The following is a 23,375-nucleotide window of genomic DNA, read 5'->3' on the forward strand; positions in this document are numbered from 1 at the left end:
GGGTGCGGCTCCTGATTCTTGCGGTTACGAGGCGAACAGCCGGACCGGCCAGGCCGCGTGCGCTTCGGCGGTGATGTCGAGCAGCGGGGCCGATGCGGCGGGCAGGGCGTCGATGCCCTGGCGGGCGGCAGCGGCGGCCAGCGCGGCCACTCGGTCGAGTTCGGGGGCGAGGCGGGCGAGGACGGCGGTGGCCTCGAAGGGGTCGAGGGAGAGCAGCCGGACCACGGCGGTGGCCGGTCCGCTGACCGTTTCGTATGCGACGCAGTGGGCCGCGTCCTGTGGTCCGAGCCCCGCCGCGCGTGCGGTGAGCCCGAGGACGACGGGCTGGTGGGCACCGCGCGGCCGGGCGGCGGCGAGCGCGGCGAGTTCGGGGCTCGGCCAGGTGGCACGGGCGGCCCGCATCAGCTGCCGGCCCAGTTTGCGCGCGGTAGCCCGCAGGGCGGGGGACGGGGTGCGGGCATCGGCGGCCTCGTCCAGCGCGAGCGGGTCGAGGCCGTGGGCGGCCGCCGCCGCGAGTGCCGCGGCGGTGAGTCCGCTGGTGTGCAGACGGCCCCGGCAGAAGTCCGCGAGATCGTCGGCGTCGCGGATGCGTCCCGCCTTGACGGCCGGTTCGGCGCCGCCGGAGTGGGCGTGCCCTCCGGCGGGGAACCGGCCGTCGGCCAGGACGAGCAGAGCTGCGCGTGACATGGTCGGATCCGCCGGTCAGAAGAGGAAGTAGCGCTGGGCCATGGGAAGTTCCTGGGCGGGTGCGGGTTCGACCGGTTCGCCGTCGATGGTGACGGCGAAGCTGTCGGGGTCGACGTGGACGTGCGGCAGAGCGTCGTTCTGCCGCATGTCCGCCTTGGTGACACCTCGGGTGCTGGTGATCGGAACGAACCGCTTTCCCAGGGCGAGCCGTTCGGGCAGACCGTCCTCGATCGCGGTGGCCGAGACGAAGTTGAAGGAGTTGACGGCGGGCGCCCTGCCGTGTGCGCCGAACATCGGACGCGGCAGCACCGGCTGCGGAGTGGGGATGGAGGCGTTCGCGTCGCCCATCTGCGCGTACGCGATCTGGCCCCCCTTGATGACGGTCTGCGGCTTGACGCCGAAGAAGGCCGGGTCCCACAGCACGAGATCGGCGAGCTTGCCGGTCTCGACCGAGCCGATCTCCCGGTCCAGGCCCTGTGCCACCGCCGGGTTGATCGTGTACTTGGCGACATAGCGACGGACCCGGTGGTTGTCGGCCGCCCCGTCCCCGGGCAGTGCGCCGCGCCGCCGCTTCATCACATGGGCGGTCTGCCAGGTCCGCAGGACGACCTCGCCGACGCGGCCCATCGCCTGGGCGTCGGAGGAGATGATCGAGATCGCGCCGAGGTCGTGCAGGATGTCCTCGGCGGCGATGGTGGAGGGCCGGATCCGGGACTCGGCGAACGCGAGGTCCTCGGGGACCGAGGGGTTGAGGTGGTGGCAGACCATCAGCATGTCGAGGTGTTCTTCGAGGGTGTTGACGGTGTGCGGCCGGGTCGGATTGGTGGAGCTCGGCAGGACGTAGGGCTCCGAGACGACGGTGATGATATCGGGGGCGTGGCCGCCGCCGGCACCTTCGGTGTGGTACGCGTGGATGGAACGCCGGGCGATCGCGGCGAGGGTGTCGGCGACGAATCCGGCCTCGTTGAGCGTGTCCGTGTGGATGGCGAGCTGGGCTCCGGTCTCCTCGCAGACGTTCAGGCACGCGTCGATGACGGCGGGGGTGGCACCCCAGTCCTCGTGGATCTTGAATCCCAGGGCTCCGCCGCGCAGTTGTGAGTACATCGCGTCGCGGGACATCGTGTTGCCCTTGCCGAGCAGCCCGATGTTGACCGGGTACGCCTCCAGCGCGTCGAACATCCGGGCGAGATGCCAGGGGCCGGGCGTGACGGTGGTGGCCTTGGTGCCCTCGGCGGGACCGGTGCCGCCGCCGACCAGTGTGGTCACCCCGCTGGAGAGCGCCTGGTCGATGACGGTCGGTGAGATGAAGTGGACATGCGCGTCGACGGCGCCCGCGGTGAGGAACTTGCCGTTGCCCGCGATGATCTCGGTCTCGGGCCCGATGATCAGGTCGGGGTGGATCCCGTCCATGGTGTCCGGGTTCCCGGCCTTGCCGATGCCGGTGATCCGGCCGTCCCGGATGCCTAGGTCGGCCTTGACGATGCCCCAGTGGTCGATGATGACGGCGCCCGTGATGACGGTGTCGGGGGCACCTTCGGCGCGGGTGGTGCGCGCCTGGCCCATCGATTCGCGGATCACCTTGCCGCCGCCGAACACGGCCTCGTCACCGGCCATTCCGGGGCCGCCGCAGCGGTCCTCCTCGATCTCCACGAGCAGGTCGGTGTCGGCGAGGCGGACGCGGTCGCCGGTGGTGGGCCCGAAGAGATCGGCGTACACGGCACGGTGGAGCTCAGGCATCGAGGGGACCTCCGGTCGCACCGCGCAGGCCGGGGACGACCCGGCGGCCGGCGAGCGGGACGAGTTCGACGTCGACGGGAATGCCGGGTTCGAAGCGGACGGCCGTACCGGCGGCGATGTGGAGGCGCAGCCCGTGCGCGGCGGCGCGGTCGAAACGGAGCCCGGGGTTGGCCTCGGCGAAGTGATAGTGCGAGCCGACCTGGACCGGGCGGTCGGCTGCGTTGAGGACGGTGAGGCGGGTGACGGCACGGCCCTCGTTGATGGGCACGGTCCCGTCCGCGTACAGGATCTCTCCGGGAATCATCGGCGGCGCTCCTCGTCAGACGATCGGGTCGTGGACGGTGACGAGCTTGGTGCCGTCCGGAAAGGTGGCCTCGACCTGCACGTCGTGGAGCATCTCGGGTATGCCGTCCATGACGTCGGCCCGGGTGAGCAGTGTGCGTCCGGACGCCATCAGTTCGGCCACTGTGCGGCCGTCCCGGGCGCCTTCCAGCAGATGGGAGGTGATCAGGGCGACGGCCTCGGGATGATTGAGCCGCAGCCCGCGTGCCCGGCGCTTCTCGGCCACGTCGGCGGCCACATGGATGAGCAGACGCTCCTGCTCGTGCGGGGTCAGTTGCACGCTTCCACCTCATCGTCTTCCGCCCAGTACCGGCCCTGGGCGCAGCGGGACCCTATCCGCCATCAACAGTCTGTTGAACGATGAATGAGGGTCTCGCGGCGAGGTATTGCACGTTAGGGCGGAAGTTTTTCCACCGCGTTAACTGATCTTTGGTGAAGCCATGGACATCGGGCCGCACAACCCGCCCTCCGGCTCTTCGGGCCGTACGCGCCCGAAGAGCGCCTCCTGGGCGACGAGACTCCGGGCCGTGGCGATCACCGTGCGCACCCTGCCGTCGGCGGATGCACCGGAGTGTCCGTACCGCCCTCGCGACCGTCTCGTATACGGGCGTGGTCCTCGCCACCGCGAGGCCCGAAGACAGCCGTGCGTCCCCGTCCGCAGCGGACGGGGACGCACGGCCTTTCTGTTCCGGGCGGGGGTGCGCCCGGGAAGATTCCTGGGGCCGGCGGGACCCCTGAGACCCCGGGGCCTTCAGTCGTTCCGCTCGTGGTGCCCGCGGTGCTCGGCGGCGATGCCGAAGCGGCGCCGCTCCCCCGGAGCGGACGTCACCGACCCGATCGAGGACACCGAGCTGATCACCTGCTCCTCCGCGGCGGCTTCCTCGCCCTCGAGCCGCTCCAGGTCAGCGGCGGAGACCAGCGCCACGAGCGGCTTGCCGTGCCGCGTCACGACGACGCGCTCACCGCCGTAGACGACACGGTTGATCAGTTCGGCGAGCTCTGCCCGGGCTTGCGTCACCGGAATCTCGTAGGCCATGGTCCCCAGTTTATGCAATGCCCACTTGGTCCGCTGTGGTCCGCGGCGACAGCGATTGTCCAGGTCAGAGGCTCTCGTCTGCTCTCGTCGGTGAGAAATGTGTGAGACGGGGTGAGACGAGCGGCTCCGCCTCCGGGGCCGTCACCGCCGTCCAGCAGCTCGGCAGCGCACTGGGCACTGGGCACTGGGCACTGGGCACTGGGCGTCACCGTCCTGGGCGCCGTGTTCCTCAGCGCGCCCGGCGGGCAGATCACCTGCGCCGCCGGCCGGGCCGCACGGACCGTCGCGGTGGCCGGTTGCAGCGCGACCATGCAGGTCACCCCATGGGGCCGGGACCGGGCTTCTCGCCGCGGCACTCGCGGCCTCGTTCCCGCTGTTGCGTCCCGCCTGCCGTTTCTACCGGGTTCGCGTGTCCGGCGCGGACTTCGGTGCGCCTCCTTTCGGCGGCGCGCACGGGTCCGGCGGCGCGCACAGATATGGAGCGGGTGCCCCGTGCACGCCACGGTTCGGCGCGTCCGATCATCAGATGCGGAGGTCCTTGGTGACGCTGGAAGCAGGGGTGGTCAGGACGGCGTCGAAGGCGTCGATGACGGGGGTGTGCACATAGGTGCCCTGCAATCGGATGCGGTCGGGAGGGCCGGAAGTCTCCGTGCGTGCCTTGCGGAGATCAGCGATGCCGAGTCCCAGGCCGGCGTCGGCGAAGGCGCCCTCGACGCTTCCGGGTTCGGGCGGTTCCAACGTCGTGTGGCCCAGGGTGAAGCCGAAGGGCGCCTTCTCGTCGCGGTGCATGTCCGCGGTGTGACCGGCAACGCTGGTCAGACCGAGCGCGAAGTAGCCGTCGCCCAGTGCACGCTGCAACTGCTGTCCCATCGGCAGCCCCGTGAGGCGCCCGTCGAAGGAGATGGGTGCCGTCTGGATGTGGGCGTTGTGGGCGGCCAGGACGATACGGGTTCCAGGATCGAGGCGTTCCAGGTGCCAGAGGACCGTTCTGGCCATGTAGGCGTCCCGGGCCGAGGTGTCGGCGGTGAGGCCGTTGTCTGCGAACAGCCCGGCCATGGCGCGGAAGGTGTAGTCGGCGTGGCAGGCGCCTTCGAGGCGGTGCAGGGCGAGGTCGTAGTCGTCCTGGTCGCCGCGGGTGACGTACAGCGGTTCGAGGGAACGGAATCGGACGAACAGGCGCGCGAGGATCGCGGTGAGGGCGTTCTGTTCGGTGGTGGGCAGGCGCGCCCAGGCGGGTGCGGCAACGGCCGCCGAGCCGCCTGCGAATGATGCGGCGATCCGCATGGCCGTCTCGACCGCCGGCGCGGTCTCGGGGTCGATGTGGCGCAGGTAGTCGGCGACCGGGGCCAGAGCGGGGAGCAGGGAACCGCCTGCCCCCGGGATGTCGATGCCTGCGAAGCGCACCGGTGGTGAGGCGGTGCGGTTGTGCCGGCGGACCCATTGCACGGGCTCGGTGATCCCCACGGGTATGGCCGTGGCGAGGTGGACCGCCAGGTCCTCGTCCGTTCCCTCTCCCCGGGCCCAGGCGTCCAGGGGGATGCCTTCGCTGAAGCCGTACTCGAAGGCGAGGACGTTGAAGCCGCAGCGTTCGACGAGGAACCGCAGAAGACGGCGGCGCAGGAGTGCGAACTCCTCGATGAAGTGGGAGTGTTCGCCGATCGCGACGACGCGGGCGTCCCCGATGATGCCGCGCAGCGGTTCCAGGTCGTCGAGCGGCGCTTCGGGATCGAGGTGCGCGAGGGGGACGGCGTGTTCGCCGAGCCAGCCGGTGAACGGGGTGGCGGAGGACGGACGGGGCATACTGGCGGCTCGATTCTCAGTGCGGGAAGGGGCCGGGGGCCGCGGCCTCCAGGGCTTCGAGGGTGCCGGACATGGTGGTGGGGAGATGTTCGGTGAGGTGCGGCAAGGGCCAGTCCCACCGGGCCAGTGCGAGGAGGCGGTCGATGCCGGCGTCGCTGTGGCGGCGGCGCAGCAGCCGGGCGGGGTTGCCGCCGACGATGCCGTGGTCGGTAACGAGCGGCATCTGTGATCGATCCTTTCCGGAGACGGGGACGTCAGGCGTAGTTTTCAACGGCGCCGAACCAGCCGGAAGAACCTTCGCGCAGTACCGGCACCGCGACGGCGAAGGCTCCTCGACGGCCGCGGCTCGGGCGATGTGCGCGCCGGGCAGGATCAGGGGCGTCGGCAGCGCTGTCGTGGGCCTTGGTGGTGTGGATGTCGACGCGGGAGCGCCGGTCCCGGGTCGCCCGGCGGAGTTCCTCGGGGCCGACCAGGTCCAGGAGGAGCGGCCGTGCGGCGTGCAGGGCGGTGTCCATACACTCCCTTCGGAACGGCACGTGTCGTGCCGACAGAAGAACGCACATGCGGGCATCTCGTCAAGTACGGCACGTGCCGTGCCGATAGGGTGGCGGTATGACCGACTCCCGCCGCGGCGCCGCCCGGACCGAGGCCATCATGCGGACCACGCTGGAACTGGGCCAGGAGATCGGCTACGCCAAGCTCAGCATGGAAGCGATCGCGGCCCGGGCCGGCGCGGGAAAACACACCATCTACCGCAGATGGCCCTCCAAGGGCGCCCTGTTCCTGGACTCGCTGCTCTCTCTGTACAAGTCCAGCCTGGACTACCCCGACACGGGCGACATCGTCGCCGACCTGCGCACACAGATCCACGCGGCCGTCGACCTGCTGGGCAACCCGCCCTTCGGCCCGCTGTACCAAGCCCTGGTCGGTGAAGCCCAGCACGACCCGCAGCTCGCCGACGCGCTCAACGAGCGCTTCATCAAGCCCCAGGCCGACAGGACCGTCGCCCGACTGAAGGCGGCACAGGAACAAGGCCAGCTCTCGCCCGCCTTCGACCTGGGCCTCGCCATGGCAATCCTCTCCGGCCCGCTCTACTTCCAATTCCTGATCACCCAGGAGCCCCTGACCCACGAGTACGTCGACCGTGTCCTCCAAGCCCTCTTCACCGGCATGGGGAAACCCTCATGAGGCCCGTCGCGCGACAGCGGGCCCATCAGGCCGCAGACGTCCGGACGAGCCCAGGGCGCGGGCGCCCTCATGTACCCCGGGACCTCCGCGGCATTGGAGCAACAACTTCGCGAGGGCCGAACAATGCCCCGATGACATCAAGCCCGCCCGTGAGGTGAGGGTGAGCAACGTGCCACACCTCTCGGGACCGGAGCGCATGTTCCACGCAGACCTCATTACAGGGGAGAGTCATGACAAGTAGGTTCACTGAGTTGGTCGTTGACTGCCGTGATCCAGAACGGCTCGCAGCGTTCTGGTGCGCGGTCCTGGACTTCAAGGTGATCGACCGGAGCGAGGGCAGGGTCGAGATCGGATCCTGGGTACCGACAGTCGAAGAGGTGCGGGCCCGCCAGATGCCGCCCACCCTGCATTTCCTCCAGGTACCCGAGGCGAAGACCATCAAGAACCGACTCCACCTCGACGTCAGCCCGATCGACGGCAGCACCGAGGACGAGGTGACCAGGTTGCTCGCACTCGGCGCCATCACAGCGGATGCAGGTCAGGGCTCGGACCGGAACTGGGTGGTCATGGCCGACCCCGAGGGCAACGAGTTCGACGTTCTGCGCACCCTGGCACCGCAGCAGAACCAAGGACTGGGTGAGGGCGCCTCCGGGCCTCGATGATCTGGCGCAACGCCCTCACCTGGACAGCAGAGTGATCACGACCTCACACAGTCCCTAGGACGACTCCCCCTCGCTGATGTCGATGTCGCCATTACGCGTCTGCACGTGCACGCTGTGGCTGCTCGTGCTGTCGTCCGCGACATCCACGGTGACGTCCCCTTTCTTCGCCGCCGTACGGACCGCGTATGCCGATGCAGGCAGGCCGAGTTGAACGTTGCCGTCCTGGCTCTGCACATCGACACGATCGGGTACGGAGGTGAGGCCGAGGTCGATGTCGCCGTTTCGCGAGACGGCGCTCACAGACGTCGCGGAGATCCCGTCGCCCTGCACGGTTCCGTCGCGTCCTTCCAGGTGGAGGGCGGCGCCGCCGAGGTTCGACAACTGCACGTCGCTGTTGCCGTACTCGGCCGTGAGCGCGACATTGTGCGGCACCTTCACGGTGTACTTCGCATTGCAGTTGACGGAAACACCACCACAATCCACCGAGAGTGTGAGAATCCCGCCCTCGAACTGCCATCCGGCATCTATCTCACCGCCGAATTTCGTGCCGCTGACCCGGCGTTCCACTTCGACGTCGTCGACGTCGGAGGCGATGAGGTGGAGGTCGGCGGAGTTCGACTTCACGGTCAGGCTGTCGCCGCTGAAGCCGAAGGACTTCGACTCAGAAGTGGCATTCGCCTGGTCGGCATCCGGGTCGCAGCCGGTTGCCGCGAGTGCGAGGAAGGCGGCTGCGCCGAGGGCAAGGATCGTGCGTGTCCGGCTGTCGTTCATTGTTTCCGTTCCCAAGTGATTCAGTTGCATGTTCGGTCGTCGTCCCGGTTCGGTTCAGGAGCGCAGAGCCCGGGCCGGGACGGTGCGGGAGACGCGGGCGGCCTGGAGTGCAAGGGCGAGGCAGGTCGTCACGAGCGTCACGGCAGCAAGTGCGCCGAGCGTCGCCCACGGGAGGCCGTCGAGCACCTGGCCCACGCCGACCTTGGCTCCCACGGCGATGGTGGTACTCGCCACCGCGAGGAAGACGGCGCTGAAGACGATCGCCGTGCCTGCGTAGATCACGCCCTCGTAGACCGTGGACCGCGTGGTGACGCCCGGCCGCGCGCCGGCGACGGTAACGACCGCGGAATCGCGTGTGCGCTCCCGCCCGACCAGGGCAATCACCGCCAGGCCACCGGACCAGGACACGACGAAGACCCAGCCCAGAACGGTCATGACATCGCCCAGCCCTGCGGTACTTCCGGGCATGACGCTGCCCATCGTCATGAACAGTGCGATGAACGACAGGGAGAGTGCGAAGGGCAGCACCGTGGTGACGCTTCGGGCCGCGCGCGTTCGGCACGACTGCACGGCGAGGTGCCAGGCGACGCCACGCGACGGGACGAGGGCGGTCCAAAGTCTCATCAGAGGTGTGAGCACCCACGGCCCCATCAGCAGCAACAGGCAGATGAGGAAAAGGTTTCCGGCGAAGGCGAAGGCGGTCCGCTGTTCGATGCCCCCTTCAAGTTCGAGGCCGAGGCCGGGAATCCACATCCCGAGCACACCGGCGAGAAGGCAGAGGGCGAGAACGCTCCGCGTGACACCGGGCCGCGCCGGCGGATCGGAGTGGTCCCGGAAGGCGCGCATCTCCGGCGTCCTGGCGGCTCGGCGTGTGACGCCCCAGCCGCCGAGCAGGCACGGGACCACTCCGGCCAGCAGACTCGCGCCGATGTGCCAGAGCTGGAGTCCGGCGGTGGCTCCGTGCAGGTCGAGTCCCGTCGCCGTCCACTGCGAGAGGGCTGTGTTCGCGACGAAGGGGGCCAACGGTACGGCCAGCGCGCCGGCCACCGTGCCGAGGACCACCAGCTCGGCGCGGAGAACGGACCTGACGCGGCGGCGCGGGATCCCGAGGATCACCCACAGGGCGTGTTCGCGTCGCTGAGTCGTCAAGGTCAGACCGACGGTGGAGGCGACGACACCCACGGCGGCCAGCACGGTGAAGAAGACGATGTTGCCGCCGAGCGCGATCGACGCGGAGACCATCCGTGCGTCGCCCGCCGTCCGCGCCGCCGAGACGGCGGTGAACATGGCGATGACCGAGCCCGCGGAGCAGGCCGCGCCGACGACCGCGCACGCGAGCGTCCACACCCACATCGACGCCTGCATGCGGACGTCCGACAGGACGAGCCGCAACATGCCGCTCGTACCGCTCACGCCGCTCACGCCGCCGCCTCGTTCGCGTCATCCTTCGACTGCGCCGCGAGGACGGCATCGCTCACCGTGTGCGGGTCGCCGCCGGAGATGACGGCGTGCACCCGCCCGGACCCCATCACCACGACCTGGTCGGCACGCGCAGCCGCATGCGGGTCGTGCGTGACCATGACCACCGTCGATCCTTGTGCGGGCAGTGCCTGTAGCCAATCGAGTACGACATGACCGGACTTGAGGTCGAGCGCGCCGGTCGGCTCGTCGGCGAAGACGATCCGTGGCTGATTCGCGAGGACCCTGGCCACGGCCACGCGCTGGCGTTCGCCTCCGGAGAGCCGGTCGGGTCGCCGCCTGGCGTGCTGGGCGATGCCGAGCCGCGACATGGCCTCGCGGACCCGTGACTTGGGCACCCGGTGGCCGGCGAGTCTCGACGGCAGATAGATGTTGTCCTCGACCGTGAGCGAGCTGACGAGGTTGTACTCCTGGAAGACGAAACCGATGTTCTCGCTGCGGAACGCGGCTTGCTTGCGTGGGCCGAGCGACAGGACATCCGTTCCGAGAATCTCGATGGAACCTGCGGTCACTCGCTCCAGGCCGGCCATGCAGAGCAGGAGCGTCGACTTTCCCGATCCGGAGGGTCCGACGATCGCGGTCAGTCGGCCCTCAGGAATGTCCAGATCGATATCGCGCAGTACACGTGTAATTTCTCTTTTACGGCCGGGAATGGGGAAGTCCATACGGAGGCCGCGCATACGGATACACGGTGCGGAAATGGGGGCTGCGATAGGCATATGGCAATATTGGGCAGCACTGAACACGCTCCGCACGGGTGTCAGCACTACTTGTAGGTAGACCTAGGTCTACCTTCTTGAGATCCGCCGTATGCCATAATAATGATCATGTCGCAGATTCGTGTCGCCCGAAGGGTGCTGACGGAAATCATCGCAGCAATGGCCTTCCCGATTCTGCTGCTCTCCCTTCTTGTTGCACCGGCCTCGGCGGCTGTGCTGACGGAGTTGGACCGCTCGAGAGCGCGGTGGTGCGGCGTCGGCACGATGCCGCTGCGGCCCGCGGACCAGAGCTGGGCGCAGTGGGTGGCACGCCAGCTGCGATCGCGGTCGATGTGGCGTACCGGCCTCCCGGTCCTCGTCGCCGCCACGCTTCTTTCCGCACTTTCACTGGCGGTGGCATTCTTCGGGTTCATCGGTGCCGCCGCGCTGGTTTTCTCTCCTGTTTTCTGGTCGTTCGGTATCGCCGCACAGGTCGGCCCTTTCACTCCGAAATCGCTTACGGAATCATTTCTGGCGATGCCCGCAGGGGTACTTCTGGGTGCGTTCACCACAGTTCTCCTGACCGGAATTTCTCTTCTCCGGGACCTCGTCCTGCACGCATTCTCGAGAAGCCAGGACCCGGATCTGCTCGCGAAACTGGAGGAACTCCGCAGCAGCCGGGCCTCGTTGACAACGGCCTTCGAATTCGAGCGCCGCCGCATCGAACGTGATCTGCACGACGGCGCTCAACAGGAGCTGGTCGCCGTCGTGATGCGCCTCGGGATGCTGGAGGCCGCAGCCTCGGCGAGCGGCGAGGAACGCGTCGTGGAACTGGCACGTCAGGCACAGGACCAGGCCGAGCATGCGCTGGAACGGCTCCGGGAAACAGTGCGCGAGATCCACCCTCGCGAATTGAGCGACCTCGGCCTCGTCGCCGCCGTCCGCGAGCTGGCCGCCCGATCACCGCTGCGGGTCGAGCTGAACAGCACCGGAGATGATGCCCGTTTGTCGTCGCCGACTGCGACAGCGGCCTATTTCACGGTCTCCGAGGCGCTCACGAATATTACGAAGCACGCGGGCGTGGGCAGCGCCCGGATCGACCTGCAGTGCGATTCAAGTGGCGTACGCGTCTGCGTGCGTGACGACGGTGCGGGCGGCGCGGAAATCGACGCGGGTTCAGGTCTTGCCGGACTGCGCGAGCGGATGCGAAGCATCGGTGGGGAGCTCGAGATCCGAAGTCCTGCGGATGGCCGTGGGACCGAAGTCATAGCATCCGCTCCCGGCCAACCCACATGGGAATAGAGTGAATGAAGGCGAACAGGTGAGGCAGAGGCCATGAGAATTGTCCTGGCAGATGACAGCATGCTGATTCGTGCCGGAATCCGGGAAATCCTGACCTCCCACTCTCACGAAGTGATCCGTGAATGTGAGGACGCTACCGAACTGGTTACCGCCGTCGACGAGTTCGCGAGCTCCGGGGCCGCACCGGACCTGGTGATCACCGATGTCCGCATGCCCCCGGGAAACACCGACGACGGACTCCGCGCCGCCATCGACCTGCGATCACGCCATCGGGATCTGCCGGTCCTCGTCCTTTCCGCCTACGTCACCGGACCGTACGTCCAAGAGCTGCTGAACGGTCCGGGCGCGGACGGGGCCGTCGGGTACCTGCTCAAGGAAAAGGTCGGCAGAGTCGTCGACTTCCTGCGCGTACTCGATACGGTTTCCGCCGGCGGCGTCGTGATCGACCCGGAAGTCGTCCGCTACGTCACACACGCGGACGCACCCCAGGGCCCGCTCGCCCGGCTCACCGACCGCGAACGCGAGGTTCTCGCACTTATGGCGGAAGGGCGCTCCAACGCGGAGATCGCATCAAAGCTGTTTCTTTCCGGAGCGTCCGTGAGTAAGCACGTGGCCAATGTGTTCGTGAAACTCGGAATGCCCCCGAACGAAGACAACCGCCGCGTCAAGGCCATTCTGACCTGGTTCGAGTACAACTACTGAGTTCAAGCCTGAGGGGTCTCCGTCGGCTGATCGAGCTGCCGCTTCCGCTGCTCGTTCTCGATGGATTTCACGCGCTCAGCAAAATCCGCAAGGGCCCGTCCTGAGCAAGGTCCGCATCCGGCTGCCCGTCGGCCGGCCCCGTACCCGGCCCGACGCGGTGGCCGGCGACAAGGCGTACTCCTCTCGCGCCAGCCGCGCCCACCTGCGCAGGCGCGGCATCGAGGCCCTCATCCGGGAGAAGAAGGACCAGGCCGCGAACAGAAAGAGGCGCGGCAGCCGAGGCGGCCGACCCGCGACCTACGAGGCCGAGCTCTACAAGGACCGCAACACCGTCGAGCGCATGACCAACAAACTCAAAGCCTGACGCGGCATCGCCACCCGCTACGACAGAACCCCCGAAAACTACGACGCCGGCCTCCGCCTCCGGGCCTTGATGATCTGGCTCAACGCCCTCACCTGGACAGCAGAGTGATCACGACCTCACACAGCCCCTGGAGCCGCATCAGGCAGCGTTCGCCTCATTGATGAAGCGCGGAGCGGAAATCGGTGGGGTAATGCAGGGGAATCTGCCACGATCATCGGATGGGTGCATTGGATGCAGTGGCAGGCAGGGTCGCCGGCGGGGCCACCGTGACGTTCCGGCCCAGCGGCTCCTCGATGGTCCCGCTGATACGCAGTCGGCAGCGGGTGGTCGTTGCCCCGGTCGACCCGTCGAAACTGGAGGTCGGGGACATCGTTCTCGCCCGTGTAGCCGGGTCGGTCTACCTGCACTTGGTGTCGTCCGTGGACCCCGCCAGGAAGCGGGTGCAGATCAGCAACAACCGTGGCCGCGTCAATGGCTGGACCAGCCACGATCGTGTCTTCGGCATCTGCATGACAGTCGACGGCGTCACCCGGTCCGGAGTTGCCCGCAAGGCACTCGCGGCCGACTCCAACGACTCCTCCCGGACCTGACGTCCCCTCGGCATCACGCCGCCAAGGCATATGGGTGGCAGAACGAGTGCGCGTTCGCGAGATCGATGGCGACGAGGGCCGGCGCCTTCCGCTCCGCGAGGAGGCCGTCCCCCTTTCGACGCCTGAAGACCTGGAGGACCTGCAAGACCTGGAAGACCTCCGCGATCCGGACCACGCAGCCAAGAAGGCCCACGCCGAACACCTCTACGCGACCGCCGACCATCGAGACCGCCTGTATGCCGGCCGACTCCTCCTGGCTGAACCGGATCGAGGCCCAGTCCGCGGCCCTGCGCCACCTCACCCTCGACGGCACCGACCACGTCGACCACAGGGAGCAGGGCAGCATGATTCGCCGCTACATCATCTGGCGAAACCGCCGTGCCGACGACCGGCGCCTACGCGCCGTCGTCGACACGGCAAACGCCGCCTGGAGCGGCACTAGTTCCCCATGACCGCGATCGTGATGCCTGCACCGATCAGACAGACGACAATGGTGACAACCAGGCAGCCTGAGCAGCCGATCCGCTCACGAAGCATGACCGGGCCCAGAAACGCCAGACAGATTGCAGCCAGTAACAGGCCGCCCAAGACGATGAGAATAATGATGTACCCCCCGAATACAGTTTCGACCGATGGTGTCATCACCGATCGCCCCGAACAACAGGTTCACCCAAGCACCCAGTGAAGTCGCTGAGTTGGCCTCGCTGTCGACTGAGGGTGCGTGGTGGCTGAGTGCGGTTGTTCGAGGCTGTGTCGGCCGGTGGGCATGAGGTGAGCCCGACGCGGGGCTGGGTTTTCGAGGTCCTTGAGCCGAGGATGGGCAGGGACAACGGGTCAGTCGGCGGGGCGGGATAGTGCGGCCGGGCGGCGAAATGCGGCGGCGAGTGCATGTCGCCAGGGCCACGTGTCGCCGACATCCGAAGACGGAGGCAGCGGCAGGTGATCCGCACGGCGACGCGCATGGTCCGGTACGCCGGTGGGCTGTTGCTGATCGAGGCCGTACGACACGAGAGCCGGGCCACCACCCTGTCCGGCACCGACCCGAACAACCGACGAGCTGACACGAAAGTACGCGGCTCACGCCAGGCGGAACTGAGGGCCACCATCACTCGCGAACGGAAATCGCAGCACGGACCCGTCGCGAGATATCCGACTTCCACCCAAGACCAGAATTGGACACATGCCGCTGTCCCGCCCCGGGTAGCCACCCCCAGATTTCACGTGGCCTGGATCGGTGAACGAAAGGCTGTCCACTTCTGCCCTGCACCTCGACCGCCGACCGGTCCCGCAGAGCCGTCCCATCTCCCGTTCAATCCCGCCTGTCGCCTGCGAGACCGGCACCGATCCGCATGGACCGCCGCCTTGTCAAAAACCCCCGGCAGGAAAACTCAGGTCGGGCAGAGGGCCCGCCAGTTGTACTGTGAGGAAACTGCCATGGGGTGAGTGATATCAGCAGACGACGGTACGTGGCGCGGGGTGTACCCGGGGGTTATCGCATCTGGGACAACAAGGGTCGGCGGTGGTGGGGTGACCACTACGCACTCTGCCCTGACGCTCTCCTGGCAGAGTTGAACGGTGCCGCTGAAGCGGCGAAGATCACCGCTCTCCTCAAGCACTACCGGGCACAGAGGCGCTGACGGAGCGAGTGCCTGGTTTGGCCTTCGTGGTCCCCGGACGATCTGCGTCGGGGGCGAGGAACGCCTGCTTGCCCTGGTGTCCGGTGACGAACACCGGCTTGGTCAAAGCCCACTCGTCGTCCGTAGCACAGCGACGTGTCCGACACTCGATCCAGTGGTGTCACCTTGGCGCCAACTTCCCGCCAACGCAAGCCATTTCTTCGCCGAAACGACATGACACTGCGCAATGTCCAGTAAAACATTGCAGGTCAGGTCCCAATCGGCAACAAATAGTCAGATTACTTCGCCCTGGCGCCGATCATGTGCCACGATGGCACCATGAACCTCATGCCCTATGTCGGCGCCCTCCGACGCCAGTTGGTCGCCCCGGCGGGCATGTGTGGTCACGAAGCCCGCACCCTGCCCGAGCGCGGTTCGCCCCTTATTCGCGGTGACGCCGCCACCCGCACCATTCCGGAGGGAGCGGGCACCGGTCACGGCCCCGCCGCACCCGCACCCGCACCCGCACCCGCACCCGCACCCGCACCGCGAACGCCGCAGCGGACGCGCCGGGCGGTCAACACCCGGCCGTCGCGGGCCGTTTCCACCACCCCTGACGGCGCGAAGCGTCGGCGTCGGCAGCGTCATCGTGCCGACGCGGTCCATGCCCACCGACCCGCGCTCGCTCGCCGAGTACCAGCTCTTGACTCCACTCATCGAGACGCTGCGCGAACAACGGCTCTGCACCGAGACCGGCTCCAGCGCAGTCAGCGGCCTCGCCCGGTGCGAAGCGCTCCCCCGGTCGGTCACGTATGGGCGCACCCGCGCCCTCAGGACCGGGCCCAAGCGGTATCCGCCGCTTGCCTCGCACCGCTTCACCGATTCGCAGCAGCCGCACCCCGCCCCACGATCACGGGAGGACCCCATGTCGCACGACCCGACGGCCGTCGACACCATCACCGGTGCCACGACCGACGACATCACCGCCGATGATCTGCCCACCCTGCCCACCGACCGGCACACCGGCTGCCCCTTCGACCCGCCCGAAGGGCTCACCGCCCTGAGCGACGAGCCGATGCGCCGCATGCGCTACGCCGACGGACATGTGGGGCGGCTGGTCACCGGCCACGCCACGGCCCGCGCGGTCCTGGCCGACCCCCTCTTCAGCTCGCGCTACGAACTTCTGCGTCTACCGGTGCCGATGGAGGGTGTGTCAGGGGACTTACCACCGGCACCGGTCGGCGACATCATCGGCCTCGACGCCCCCGAGCACACCCGCTACCGTCGCCTGCTCACCGGCAAGTTCACCGTCCGCAGGATGCGACAACTCACGGAACGCGTGAAGCAGTTCACCGAGGAGTGCCTGGATGCCATGGAACAGGCCGGACCCACGGCCGACCTGGTGGAGGCGTTCGCGCAGCCCGTGCCCGCGCTCATGATCTGCGAGCTGCTCGGCGTTCCGTACACCGACCGGAAGCGATTCCAGAGCCACGTGGCGACCATCTTCGACCAGACGGCGGATGCCGAGGCGACGGGCGGGGCTTATACGGCGCTGGTGCGGTACCTGGGCGAACTCGTCCTCGCCAAGCGCGCCGAACCCACCGATGATCTGCTCAGTGATCTGACGACCTCCGACCTCACCGATGAGGAACTGGCCGGAGTCGGCGGGCTGCTGCTCGCCGCCGGACTCGACACCACCGCGAACATGCTCGGCCTCGGAACCTTCGCCCTGCTCAGCAACCCCGACCAGATGGACGCCCTGCGCGCCGACCCGGGCCTTGCCGAGCAGGCCGTCGAGGAGCTGCTGCGCTACCTCAGCGTGGCCGACCCTCTGCTTCGGTCGGCGCTCAAGGACGTCGAGGTGGAGGGCACGCTCATCAGGGCAGGCGAGACGGTGACCATTTCCGTCCAGGCCGTCAACCGGGACCCACGCCGGTTCCCCGACCCCAACCGGCTCGACATCCACCGCAAGGCCACCGGGCACCTGTCCTTCGGCCACGGCGCCCACCAGTGCCTGGGCCAGCAGCTCGCCCGCGTCGAGATGGCCGTTGCGTTCCCGGCGCTACTCGCCCGATTCCCGACCCTGCGCCTCGCGGTGCCACCGCAGGAGGTGCCGCTGCGTGAGCGCTCCAACATCTACGGCGTGGTCAGCCTGCCCGTCACCTGGGACAAGGAGTAGCACCGTGAGCGACCCACAAGCACCGCTGCGTCTCGGCGTCGACCGTGAGCGCTGCGCGGGCGCCGGCATGTGCGCCCTGACGGCTCCCGCGGTCTTCGACCAGGACGAGGAGGAAGGCCTGGTGATACTCCTGCGGCCCGCACCGGCACCCGAGCACCGCGCCGCCGCCCGGATGGCCGTCGGCCTCTGCCCCGCCGGGGCCATCGCCCTCAACTCTCCGGAATCGTAGCGACCGTGGCATTTCCCTGAGCAGAGCCCCGCATCGGGCACCGTGCGCACCACGGACCCGGTGGGGGCTCTCGCCGCGTACGGACACGTCCGCCACGCTGCCACGCGGCCGCGGACACCGCCGGTGGGCCTTGGCGATCGGTCCATGCGACTGCCGACCGAGCAGTCGTTGCGCAGGCTGATCATCCTCGCCGGCCACCGCCCACGGCGAGACCTCCGTCACCGGCCTCGGCCCTCCACCTCCACCCGGCCTGCGGTCTCGGTCGGCGAAAGAGAGCCCACGGGCGCGGCTCCGTCGCCGTTCTGCCCCGAATCCATGACGCCGCCGGGCCGCGGTCGGCGTCATGGCCGCGGGACACACGAGCAGAATCCTCAACCGCAGACGTCGACTTCACCTCTGCGCGCGAGCGCACGGTCAGGGCCACCGTCGAGGAACACACCAGCACCACACCCTTCTGTACGTCCTGTACATTTTTTACCGGCATGCAGCAGCTGAAGCACGCATGCGGACCGAGGCCTGCGCAGATCCCAGGAGAGGCACCGCGATGATCCGACCTGTCGCCCGTTATGTCCTGCCCGAGTTCACCGAGCGCACCGCGACGGGGACCCGGACTCTGGACCCTTACTCCAAGCTGCTCTCCGAGCGGATCGTCTTCCTCGGCACCCCGGTGGACGACACCGCGGCCACCGACCTGATCGCCCAGTTCATGTACCTGGAATACGCCGAACCGGACCGGCCCGTATCGCTGTACATCAACTCTCCCGGCGGATCGTTCAGCGCCATGGCAGCGATCTACGACACGATGCAGTACCTGGCCTGCGACGTGGAGACCTTCTGCCTCGGCCAGGCCGGCTCCAGCGCGGCCGTACTGCTGGCGGCCGGGGCACCGGGCCGCCGACATGCCCTGCCCGGCGCCCGGGTAGTCATCCGTCAGCCCGTGCTGGACGAACCGGTGCAGGGCCAGCCGTCCGATCTCGAAATCGAAGCGCGCGAGTTGATGCGGGTACGCGAGATGCTCGCGGGCATGCTGGTCCGTCACACGGGCCGGTCCGCCGAGCGGATCACCGCCGACATCGAGCGCGACACCATCCTCGACGCACGGGCCGCCAAGGCGTACGGGCTGGTCGACCACGTCGTGGAGAACCGCAACCCGCCCCGGCCGCCGCACCCCGCGAGGTGAACCGACGATGCTGCCACCCGAGTTCCCACCGCTCCCCGCCCTGACCCGCGCCGAAGGGGAGTTCATCGACCGCTACCTGGAAGTCCTCGACCAGCTGGGCCGGATCAACCCGGCCCGTGGCAGCGACACCTACGGCGCTCTGCGGGCCGCCCAGGCACTGGCCTCCCGGGCCGCGGCACTGCGCGACGCCCTGACGCTGATGCACGAGCGGGGCGAGACACAGATCCACGCGACCACCCTGGCGCGGGCGCTGCGCCTGCTCGACGGGGAGCGGCGCGCGGGCCGGGTCGCGGTACCCCCACCACCGACGGGCTGACCGCCCCTCCACCTCGACCCCGACCCCGACCCCGGCCCCTCCCGCCCCCGCGGCTGAGGCCGGGGTCTGGGCGTGAGGGGGGCCGTGGCCACGGGTGAGAGGGAGCCGGGCCGGGCGTGAGGGAGCCGGACCGGGGCGCCGCTGAGCCGACGCGACACGCCCGGTCGATTGATCAATTTTCCTCGCTCGTTCGGCGTAGGCAGTCCCCCTCATGAGGGACAACCCAACTTGCGCTCTGCGCGTGGACGGTACTCGGAATATGCGGTTCCGCCGCTGGTACGAGACTGGTCGGACAGCGCCGCCGAGGGCTCGAATCCGACCCGTCCACCCGAACGGATCAGTCGTGATGAGCCTCACAAATCACTGTTTCGCCTCGGAAATCCGGCACTTCGTGAGTCAAGATCCCTGGGACGACAAGCCCCCGCCACCGCGGCGGGGCGGTCCGGGCGGACGCCGAGTCCTGCCGCTGCCCGGATGACTGGTCGACAGAAGTGGATCGGCAGGAGTGGAGGACCCGAGCACAACGGGTCGACCGGGCAACCGGTCGCCCCTCGGGGTGAAGCCGCCAAGTGCGGCCGGGCAACTTCGCCAGCCCGAACCCGACAGGTCATCCTTCACAGGCGGCTGACGAAGGGTTGCGCATGACTGCGCAGGTACATGTCCCGTCTCTGCTTGCCCGGGTCGGTACGGCCTCGGTTCTCACTCTCGCCGTCGGCAGCACCATGCTGGCGCCGGGTCTGGTGACCGATGCCGAGGCCGCCACTCACTCGACGAAGGCGCTCAAGATCGCTGCCTCGAAGAAGGGATCGCCCTACAAGTACGGAGCATCCGGCCCCCGCCGGTTCGACTGCTCGGGGCTGACTCTCTACTCGTTCAAGAAGGCGGGCAAGAAGCTCCCCCGCACGGCCCAGCAGCAGTACAACAAGACCCGCCACATCTCCTCCTCGATGCGCAAGAAGGGCGACCTGGTCTTCTTCCACTCCGGCCGCAGCGTGTACCACGTGGGCATCTACGCGGGTAAGGGGAAGATCTGGCACTCCCCCAAGACGGGGGCCCTGGTCCGGCTGGAGAAGATCTGGTCGAACAGCGTCTGGTACGGGCGGGTGCGCTGATCCCCTGATCCCCGGCCGGAACCGCTTCAGCGCAGCAGCGGTCCGGTCACCAGCGCGAGCCCCAGTGCGGTGAGCGCCGCGCCGCTGCCGCCCTCGATCGCACGGGCGGTACGCGGCCGGCGCAGCCACCGGCCCAACCGGTCCACCAGCAGGGCCACGGCCGGGAACCAGATGAGCGCCAGCACCACGACGACGGCCGCGAGCAGCAGGGTCCTGGGCAACGGCGGCTGCCCGTCGGGGACGAACTGGGGCAGCAGACTGAGGAAGAGCACCGGCGCCTTGGGGTTCAGCGCGTTGGTCAGGAAGCCCTGGCGCAGTGAGCGGCCGAGTTCCTTCGGCGCGGGGCCGGGGGCCTGTGCCGCCACCCCGTCGGTCGCCGCGGTCCGTCGCCGTATCGCGTACAGGGCGCTCAGACCGAGATAGAGCACATACGCCCCGCCGAGCAGCTGGACGGTGCGGAACAGCACGGGCATCGTCACCAGCACCGCGGCCAGCCCCGCCACGGCCAGCGCGGTGTGCACCAGCAGCCCCCCGGCGACTCCCAGCGCTGTGGCCACCCCCGAACGGCGTGAGGCCAGCGCGTTGCGTACGACGACGGTGAAGTCGGCGCCGGGCAGCGCCACCATGCCTGCGGCGACTCCCGTGAAGGCGAGCAGTTGTGCGTCCATGCGTACAGCCTGGCCCGAAGTAGCCTTTAGCGTGTACTTGCAATCTTCTGGGTCTGCCAAAAGGAACGCTTAATGTACGACCCGACACGGCTCGCGGCGCTGGTGGCGGTCGCCGAGGCCGGATCGATCACTCGGGCCGCGGCCCGGCTGGGCTACACCGCGCCCGCCCTCTCCCAGCAGCTGGCCAAGCTGGAGCGCGAGGCCGGTGCGGCGCTCCTGGTGCGCCACCACCGCGGCGCCAGGCTCACGGCCGCCGGTGAGCTGCTCGCGGGCCGGGCCAGACGGGTCCTGGACGAGCTGGACCAGGCGCGGCACGAGCTGGCCCAGCTCGCGGGGCTCTCCGGGGGGCGGCTGCGGGTCGGCACGTTCACCACGGCCGGAATCCATCTGCTGCCGCCGGTGCTGAGCGCGTTCCGGCGCGCCCATCCCGATGTCGAGCTGGCGGTGACCGACTACGAGCCGCCCGGTACGGTCGCCGCGGTGGCCGCCGGGGAGGTCGATCTCGCCCTGACCCACACATACGAACCGGCAGCCGCCGATCCGCCTCCGGCGGGCGTCACCATCGAACCTCTGCTGGTCGAGGAGCTGGTCCTGATCACCGCGGTCGGCCACATGCTGTCCGAGGGCACGGGCCGGCTGCCCGTCGCCGAGCTGGCGGGCCGGCCGCTGATCAGCAGCGCGCCCACACATCCGCCCCGTCGCGGGGTGGAACGGGCCCTGGCGGAGGCCGGGGCCACCCCTGCCGTCGTGTGCGAGTCGCCCGGCTATGCCCTGGTGTGCGCGTTGGTCAGCGCGGGGCTCGGGGTGGCCGTGGTGCCGGAGATGGTCGCCGCGATGTCCCCGACCCCGCTGTCGGTGCGACGGCTGGAGCCCGCGGCCTTCCGGCGGACGATCTCCGTCGCGCACCGGGGCGACCGGGCGAGCGCCGCGGCGTCGACGCTGATGGCCCTGCTGCGCAGCGGTTTCGGCCGTGGTGCCGCGACGCGCTGAGGGCTGTCCCGTCGTCCCTGGTGGATCGGCGCGCGACCTCGGATGCGGTGCGTCGCATGGCGGAGGGACATCCGCATACGGGACGTGTTCGGGCGTTCCGACATCGCCGCGAGGTGCCGTAGGCGTCGTCGTGCGCCCGCCGGGGATGACGGGACAGCCCTCGGGCGTATCGACCACGAGCGCTGTCGACAGGGCCGGGGTCAGCCCTGGACCGGGACCGTCCAGGGCAGGGTGATCCAGACGGTCTTGCCGCCCTCCGCGGTGGGAGTGACGGTGAGCCGTCCTCCGAACTCCTTGGCCAGGGCCCGGATGATGACCATGCCGCGTCCGTTGTCCTGCTGCACGGCGGCCGGCAGCCGTTGGGGCCAGCGGGGGTGGCTGTCCGTCACCCCCAGGTGCAGTTCCTCCTCTCGGTCCAGCCGGAGGTCCACCGTGAAGGTGGGCGACTGCCCGAACGTGTGCTGCACGGCGTTGGTGGCGAGCTCCGAGACGATCAGCCGGATGGTTTCGGCGATCTCGGTGTCTTCGGACATGCCCCACTCGGCGAGCGTCCGGGCGACATACCTGCGGGCCGAGGAGACCGATACCGGATCGCTCGGCAGAGTGACGGTTGCTTCCTGATGGTCTGCCATGGCGACGCCGTCCCTTTCCCGCCCCGGCCGACCCGCGATCGGCCAGGATTGTGCTTCGCGCCAGATTGCCACTGATGCTGCCCTCTGTAACGACGATCGACCAAGATATGCATATATCTGTCGCTCGAAGCGGTGAACTCTGCTCCGGTGGGGCTCGAACACGCGGCACACTGACCTCTTTGCGGGCCGGACCCCGGTGCGGGCCGGCTCCTCTGTACGAGCGGAAGGAGGCCGGCATGCAGCACGGCCCCGTGGTACGCCGACGCAAACTGGGCGAGGAGTTGCGCGGTCTGCGCCACTCGTCCGGGCTGACCAGCCGGGACGCGGCGCGGCTGCTCGGCTGGCACCAGTCGAAGGTGAGCCGTATCGAGACCGGCGCGAGCGGGGTGAGTCCCGCCGATGTGACCCGGCTGCTGGACGCCTACGGCGTACGCGACATACAGCTGCGCGCTCTCCTCGAAGTGCTCGCCGGTTCGGCGGGGGGCGGCGGTACGGGGTGGTGGCACGCGTACCGGGGCCTGATCCCGCCCCAGTACCGCGACTTCATCAGCCTGGAGTCCCAGGCACGGACCGCGCGGACGCTGGAGACGTCGGTGGTGCCCGGACTGCTCCAGACCGCCGAGTACGCCCGTGCGGTGACCCATGCGTCGCTGGACGGACTGCCTGCGGGACAGCTGGATTCGCTGGTGGAGGTGCGACTGACCCGTCAGCGGGTTCTGTGGGCGAAGCCACCACTGCACTTCACCGCGGTCCTCGACGAGGCGGTACTGCGGCGCGAGGTGGGCGGGCCCGAGGTGATGAAGGACCAGCTGGCCCATCTGACGCGTGTGGCCCAATTACCGCACGTGCAACTTCAGTTACTGCCGTTCAAGGTAGGCGGCTACGTCGGGCTCACCGGCCCTTTCGTTATTTTCTCCTTTCCGAACATTTCTGATCTGGATGTGGTCGTTCTTGACCACTTGACGAGTAGCCTCTACCTGGAGCGGAAAGAAGACCTTGAGGCGTACAGCTCGGCCTTCCGCACCTTGCAGGCTCACGCGCTGTCGCCGGAGCGTTCGTTGGACCTCATCGCCGCGGTCAACCGCGGCGACTAGG

General features: G+C 68.7%; 26 protein-coding genes, 3 pseudogenes and 1 riboswitch. Of the genes and pseudogenes, 15 read left to right on the forward strand and 14 right to left on the reverse strand.

From position 1 onward, the window contains the following. Nucleotides 1-24: 24 nt before the first annotated feature. From OG251_RS05405 to OG251_RS05440, 8 genes and pseudogenes are all read right to left on the reverse strand, one after another. Entirely contained in the window at nucleotides 25-687 is a 663-nt protein-coding gene (locus OG251_RS05405) for an urease accessory protein UreF (RefSeq protein ID WP_073718803.1), read from the reverse strand. Nucleotides 688-702: 15 nt separating this feature from the next. Further along, the gene (locus OG251_RS05410) at nucleotides 703-2,424 is read right to left on the reverse strand and encodes an urease subunit alpha (protein WP_326676034.1); all 1,722 of its coding nucleotides are present in this window, start codon (nucleotides 2,422-2,424) and stop codon (nucleotides 703-705) included. Continuing rightward, nucleotides 2,417-2,728, reverse strand: a complete 312-nt coding sequence (locus tag OG251_RS05415; RefSeq protein WP_326676035.1) for an urease subunit beta — start codon at nucleotides 2,726-2,728, stop codon at nucleotides 2,417-2,419. The genes OG251_RS05410 and OG251_RS05415 overlap by 8 nt, the downstream gene beginning before the upstream one ends. Before the next feature lie 15 nt (nucleotides 2,729-2,743). Beyond that, the gene (locus OG251_RS05420) at nucleotides 2,744-3,046 is read right to left on the reverse strand and encodes an urease subunit gamma (RefSeq protein WP_326676036.1); all 303 of its coding nucleotides are present in this window, start codon (nucleotides 3,044-3,046) and stop codon (nucleotides 2,744-2,746) included. A gap of 471 nt (nucleotides 3,047-3,517) precedes the next feature. Then, a complete protein-coding gene (locus OG251_RS05425; RefSeq protein ID WP_326676037.1) occupies nucleotides 3,518-3,802 on the reverse strand; it encodes a type II toxin-antitoxin system Phd/YefM family antitoxin in 285 nt (94 codons plus the stop codon). A gap of 522 nt (nucleotides 3,803-4,324) precedes the next feature. Next, complete coding sequence (locus tag OG251_RS05430) at nucleotides 4,325-5,602, reverse strand: erythromycin esterase family protein (protein WP_326676039.1); 1,278 nt, start codon at nucleotides 5,600-5,602, stop codon at nucleotides 4,325-4,327. Between the two features lie 16 nt (nucleotides 5,603-5,618). Further along, nucleotides 5,619-5,816 (reverse strand): annotated as a pseudogene (locus OG251_RS05435) (antibiotic acetyltransferase); the annotation flags it as partial. 40 nt (nucleotides 5,817-5,856) lie between these two features. Then, entirely contained in the window at nucleotides 5,857-6,117 is a 261-nt protein-coding gene (locus OG251_RS05440; protein WP_326676040.1) for a hypothetical protein, read from the reverse strand. Nucleotides 6,118-6,214: 97 nt separating this feature from the next. On the opposite strand from OG251_RS05440, the gene OG251_RS05445 reads away from it, so the two are divergent. Both OG251_RS05445 and OG251_RS05450 read left to right on the forward strand, forming a co-directional pair. After that, on the forward strand, nucleotides 6,215-6,790 hold the full coding sequence (locus OG251_RS05445; protein WP_326676042.1) for a TetR/AcrR family transcriptional regulator: 576 nt from the start codon (nucleotides 6,215-6,217) through the stop codon (nucleotides 6,788-6,790). Nucleotides 6,791-7,020: 230 nt separating this feature from the next. Further along, complete coding sequence (locus OG251_RS05450) at nucleotides 7,021-7,452, forward strand: VOC family protein (protein ID WP_326676043.1); 432 nt, start codon at nucleotides 7,021-7,023, stop codon at nucleotides 7,450-7,452. Between the two features lie 54 nt (nucleotides 7,453-7,506). Here the strand turns inward: OG251_RS05450 and OG251_RS05455 are convergent, their stop codons facing one another. The 3 genes from OG251_RS05455 to OG251_RS05465 are packed head-to-tail and all read right to left on the reverse strand — an operon-like array spanning nucleotide 7,507 to nucleotide 10,382. Next, entirely contained in the window at nucleotides 7,507-8,223 is a 717-nt protein-coding gene (locus tag OG251_RS05455) for a DUF4097 family beta strand repeat-containing protein (protein ID WP_326676044.1), read from the reverse strand. A 54-nt stretch (nucleotides 8,224-8,277) separates the two neighbouring features. Further along, nucleotides 8,278-9,645 carry an FtsX-like permease family protein gene (locus OG251_RS05460; RefSeq protein ID WP_326676045.1) on the reverse strand — a complete coding sequence of 456 codons (1,368 nt, stop codon included), beginning with the start codon at nucleotides 9,643-9,645 and terminating at the stop codon, nucleotides 8,278-8,280. Beyond that, nucleotides 9,642-10,382 (reverse strand): ABC transporter ATP-binding protein, encoded by a 741-nt coding sequence (locus tag OG251_RS05465; protein ID WP_326676047.1) that lies wholly within the window; start codon nucleotides 10,380-10,382, stop codon nucleotides 9,642-9,644. Before OG251_RS05465 ends, OG251_RS05460 begins: the two co-directional genes overlap by 4 nt. A gap of 147 nt (nucleotides 10,383-10,529) precedes the next feature. Here OG251_RS05465 and OG251_RS05470 point away from each other — a divergent pair, with 147 nt between their 5' ends. The 4 genes and pseudogenes from OG251_RS05470 (at nucleotide 10,530) to OG251_RS05485 (ending at nucleotide 13,358) form a co-directional block, all read left to right on the forward strand. Beyond that, entirely contained in the window at nucleotides 10,530-11,702 is a 1,173-nt protein-coding gene (locus OG251_RS05470; protein ID WP_326676048.1) for a sensor histidine kinase, read from the forward strand. Between the two features lie 33 nt (nucleotides 11,703-11,735). After that, nucleotides 11,736-12,404 carry a response regulator transcription factor gene (locus OG251_RS05475; protein ID WP_326676051.1) on the forward strand — a complete coding sequence of 223 codons (669 nt, stop codon included), beginning with the start codon at nucleotides 11,736-11,738 and terminating at the stop codon, nucleotides 12,402-12,404. A gap of 22 nt (nucleotides 12,405-12,426) precedes the next feature. Then, a pseudogene (locus OG251_RS05480) lies at nucleotides 12,427-12,876 on the forward strand (transposase); the annotation flags it as partial. Nucleotides 12,877-12,986: 110 nt separating this feature from the next. Beyond that, nucleotides 12,987-13,358 carry a S24/S26 family peptidase gene (locus tag OG251_RS05485; RefSeq protein ID WP_326676053.1) on the forward strand — a complete coding sequence of 124 codons (372 nt, stop codon included), beginning with the start codon at nucleotides 12,987-12,989 and terminating at the stop codon, nucleotides 13,356-13,358. A gap of 13 nt (nucleotides 13,359-13,371) precedes the next feature. On the opposite strand, the gene OG251_RS05490 is transcribed toward OG251_RS05485, so the two are convergent. Beyond that, the gene (locus OG251_RS05490) at nucleotides 13,372-13,551 is read right to left on the reverse strand and encodes a hypothetical protein (RefSeq protein WP_326676055.1); all 180 of its coding nucleotides are present in this window, start codon (nucleotides 13,549-13,551) and stop codon (nucleotides 13,372-13,374) included. Between the two features lie 46 nt (nucleotides 13,552-13,597). Between OG251_RS05490 and OG251_RS05495 the strand changes: the two are divergent. The 7 genes and pseudogenes from OG251_RS05495 to OG251_RS05525 form a co-directional block, all read left to right on the forward strand. Next, nucleotides 13,598-13,810 (forward strand): annotated as a pseudogene (locus OG251_RS05495) (IS630 family transposase); the annotation flags it as partial. Nucleotides 13,811-14,806: 996 nt separating this feature from the next. Beyond that, on the forward strand, nucleotides 14,807-14,995 hold the full coding sequence (locus OG251_RS05500; protein ID WP_326681164.1) for a hypothetical protein: 189 nt from the start codon (nucleotides 14,807-14,809) through the stop codon (nucleotides 14,993-14,995). A 904-nt stretch (nucleotides 14,996-15,899) separates the two neighbouring features. Further along, the gene (locus tag OG251_RS05505) at nucleotides 15,900-17,153 is read left to right on the forward strand and encodes a cytochrome P450 (protein WP_326681165.1); all 1,254 of its coding nucleotides are present in this window, start codon (nucleotides 15,900-15,902) and stop codon (nucleotides 17,151-17,153) included. A gap of 4 nt (nucleotides 17,154-17,157) precedes the next feature. After that, on the forward strand, nucleotides 17,158-17,382 hold the full coding sequence (locus OG251_RS05510; protein ID WP_326676057.1) for a ferredoxin: 225 nt from the start codon (nucleotides 17,158-17,160) through the stop codon (nucleotides 17,380-17,382). Nucleotides 17,383-17,926: 544 nt separating this feature from the next. Further along, nucleotides 17,927-18,562, forward strand: coding sequence for an ATP-dependent Clp protease proteolytic subunit (locus OG251_RS05515; protein ID WP_326676059.1), 636 nt, complete (start codon nucleotides 17,927-17,929; stop codon nucleotides 18,560-18,562). A gap of 7 nt (nucleotides 18,563-18,569) precedes the next feature. Further along, nucleotides 18,570-18,878: a hypothetical protein gene (locus OG251_RS05520; protein ID WP_326676060.1), complete on the forward strand. Its 309-nt coding sequence runs from the start codon at nucleotides 18,570-18,572 to the stop codon at nucleotides 18,876-18,878. Nucleotides 18,879-19,351: 473 nt separating this feature from the next. Then, nucleotides 19,352-19,516: riboswitch (cyclic di-AMP (ydaO/yuaA leader) on the forward strand. Nucleotides 19,517-19,519: 3 nt separating this feature from the next. Beyond that, on the forward strand, nucleotides 19,520-19,990 hold the full coding sequence (locus OG251_RS05525; RefSeq protein ID WP_326676062.1) for a C40 family peptidase: 471 nt from the start codon (nucleotides 19,520-19,522) through the stop codon (nucleotides 19,988-19,990). 26 nt (nucleotides 19,991-20,016) lie between these two features. On the opposite strand, the gene OG251_RS05530 is transcribed toward OG251_RS05525, so the two are convergent. Next, the gene (locus OG251_RS05530) at nucleotides 20,017-20,658 is read right to left on the reverse strand and encodes a LysE family translocator (protein ID WP_326676064.1); all 642 of its coding nucleotides are present in this window, start codon (nucleotides 20,656-20,658) and stop codon (nucleotides 20,017-20,019) included. Nucleotides 20,659-20,730: 72 nt separating this feature from the next. Here OG251_RS05530 and OG251_RS05535 point away from each other — a divergent pair, with 72 nt between their 5' ends. Then, nucleotides 20,731-21,648, forward strand: a complete 918-nt coding sequence (locus OG251_RS05535) for a LysR family transcriptional regulator (RefSeq protein ID WP_326676065.1) — start codon at nucleotides 20,731-20,733, stop codon at nucleotides 21,646-21,648. 200 nt (nucleotides 21,649-21,848) lie between these two features. On the opposite strand, the gene OG251_RS05540 is transcribed toward OG251_RS05535, so the two are convergent. Next, a complete protein-coding gene (locus OG251_RS05540; RefSeq protein WP_326676067.1) occupies nucleotides 21,849-22,280 on the reverse strand; it encodes an ATP-binding protein in 432 nt (143 codons plus the stop codon). 236 nt (nucleotides 22,281-22,516) lie between these two features. Here OG251_RS05540 and OG251_RS05545 point away from each other — a divergent pair, with 236 nt between their 5' ends. Beyond that, nucleotides 22,517-23,374 (forward strand): helix-turn-helix domain-containing protein, encoded by an 858-nt coding sequence (locus OG251_RS05545; protein ID WP_326676068.1) that lies wholly within the window; start codon nucleotides 22,517-22,519, stop codon nucleotides 23,372-23,374. The last annotated feature ends 1 nt before the right edge of the window (nucleotide 23,375 follow it).

The sequence above is a fragment of the Streptomyces sp. NBC_01237 genome, from assembly GCF_035917275.1.
Taxonomy (GTDB): domain Bacteria; phylum Actinomycetota; class Actinomycetes; order Streptomycetales; family Streptomycetaceae; genus Streptomyces.

What these genes read in the sequence shown, in the direction of transcription:
- OG251_RS05410 (WP_326676034.1), bottom strand. Translation starts at nt 2,424, where the DNA reads ATGCCTGAGCTCCACCGTGCCGTGTACGCCGATCTCTTCGGGCCCACC.
- OG251_RS05515 (WP_326676059.1), top strand. Translation starts at nt 17,927, where the DNA reads ATGATCCGACCTGTCGCCCGTTATGTCCTGCCCGAGTTCACCGAGCGC.
- OG251_RS05505 (WP_326681165.1), top strand. Translation starts at nt 15,900, where the DNA reads ATGTCGCACGACCCGACGGCCGTCGACACCATCACCGGTGCCACGACC.
- OG251_RS05455 (WP_326676044.1), bottom strand. Translation starts at nt 8,223, where the DNA reads ATGAACGACAGCCGGACACGCACGATCCTTGCCCTCGGCGCAGCCGCC.
- OG251_RS05430 (WP_326676039.1), bottom strand. Translation starts at nt 5,602, where the DNA reads ATGCCCCGTCCGTCCTCCGCCACCCCGTTCACCGGCTGGCTCGGCGAA.
- OG251_RS05425 (WP_326676037.1), bottom strand. Translation starts at nt 3,802, where the DNA reads ATGGCCTACGAGATTCCGGTGACGCAAGCCCGGGCAGAGCTCGCCGAA.
- OG251_RS05440 (WP_326676040.1), bottom strand. Translation starts at nt 6,117, where the DNA reads ATGGACACCGCCCTGCACGCCGCACGGCCGCTCCTCCTGGACCTGGTC.
- OG251_RS05470 (WP_326676048.1), top strand. Translation starts at nt 10,530, where the DNA reads ATGTCGCAGATTCGTGTCGCCCGAAGGGTGCTGACGGAAATCATCGCA.
- OG251_RS05415 (WP_326676035.1), bottom strand. Translation starts at nt 2,728, where the DNA reads ATGATTCCCGGAGAGATCCTGTACGCGGACGGGACCGTGCCCATCAAC.
- OG251_RS05465 (WP_326676047.1), bottom strand. Translation starts at nt 10,382, where the DNA reads ATGCGCGGCCTCCGTATGGACTTCCCCATTCCCGGCCGTAAAAGAGAA.
- OG251_RS05485 (WP_326676053.1), top strand. Translation starts at nt 12,987, where the DNA reads ATGGGTGCATTGGATGCAGTGGCAGGCAGGGTCGCCGGCGGGGCCACC.
- OG251_RS05445 (WP_326676042.1), top strand. Translation starts at nt 6,215, where the DNA reads ATGACCGACTCCCGCCGCGGCGCCGCCCGGACCGAGGCCATCATGCGG.
- OG251_RS05520 (WP_326676060.1), top strand. Translation starts at nt 18,570, where the DNA reads ATGCTGCCACCCGAGTTCCCACCGCTCCCCGCCCTGACCCGCGCCGAA.
- OG251_RS05405 (WP_073718803.1), bottom strand. Translation starts at nt 687, where the DNA reads ATGTCACGCGCAGCTCTGCTCGTCCTGGCCGACGGCCGGTTCCCCGCC.
- OG251_RS05535 (WP_326676065.1), top strand. Translation starts at nt 20,731, where the DNA reads ATGTACGACCCGACACGGCTCGCGGCGCTGGTGGCGGTCGCCGAGGCC.
- OG251_RS05450 (WP_326676043.1), top strand. Translation starts at nt 7,021, where the DNA reads ATGACAAGTAGGTTCACTGAGTTGGTCGTTGACTGCCGTGATCCAGAA.
- OG251_RS05525 (WP_326676062.1), top strand. Translation starts at nt 19,520, where the DNA reads ATGACTGCGCAGGTACATGTCCCGTCTCTGCTTGCCCGGGTCGGTACG.
- OG251_RS05545 (WP_326676068.1), top strand. Translation starts at nt 22,517, where the DNA reads ATGCAGCACGGCCCCGTGGTACGCCGACGCAAACTGGGCGAGGAGTTG.
- OG251_RS05475 (WP_326676051.1), top strand. Translation starts at nt 11,736, where the DNA reads ATGAGAATTGTCCTGGCAGATGACAGCATGCTGATTCGTGCCGGAATC.
- OG251_RS05540 (WP_326676067.1), bottom strand. Translation starts at nt 22,280, where the DNA reads ATGGCAGACCATCAGGAAGCAACCGTCACTCTGCCGAGCGATCCGGTA.
- OG251_RS05530 (WP_326676064.1), bottom strand. Translation starts at nt 20,658, where the DNA reads ATGGACGCACAACTGCTCGCCTTCACGGGAGTCGCCGCAGGCATGGTG.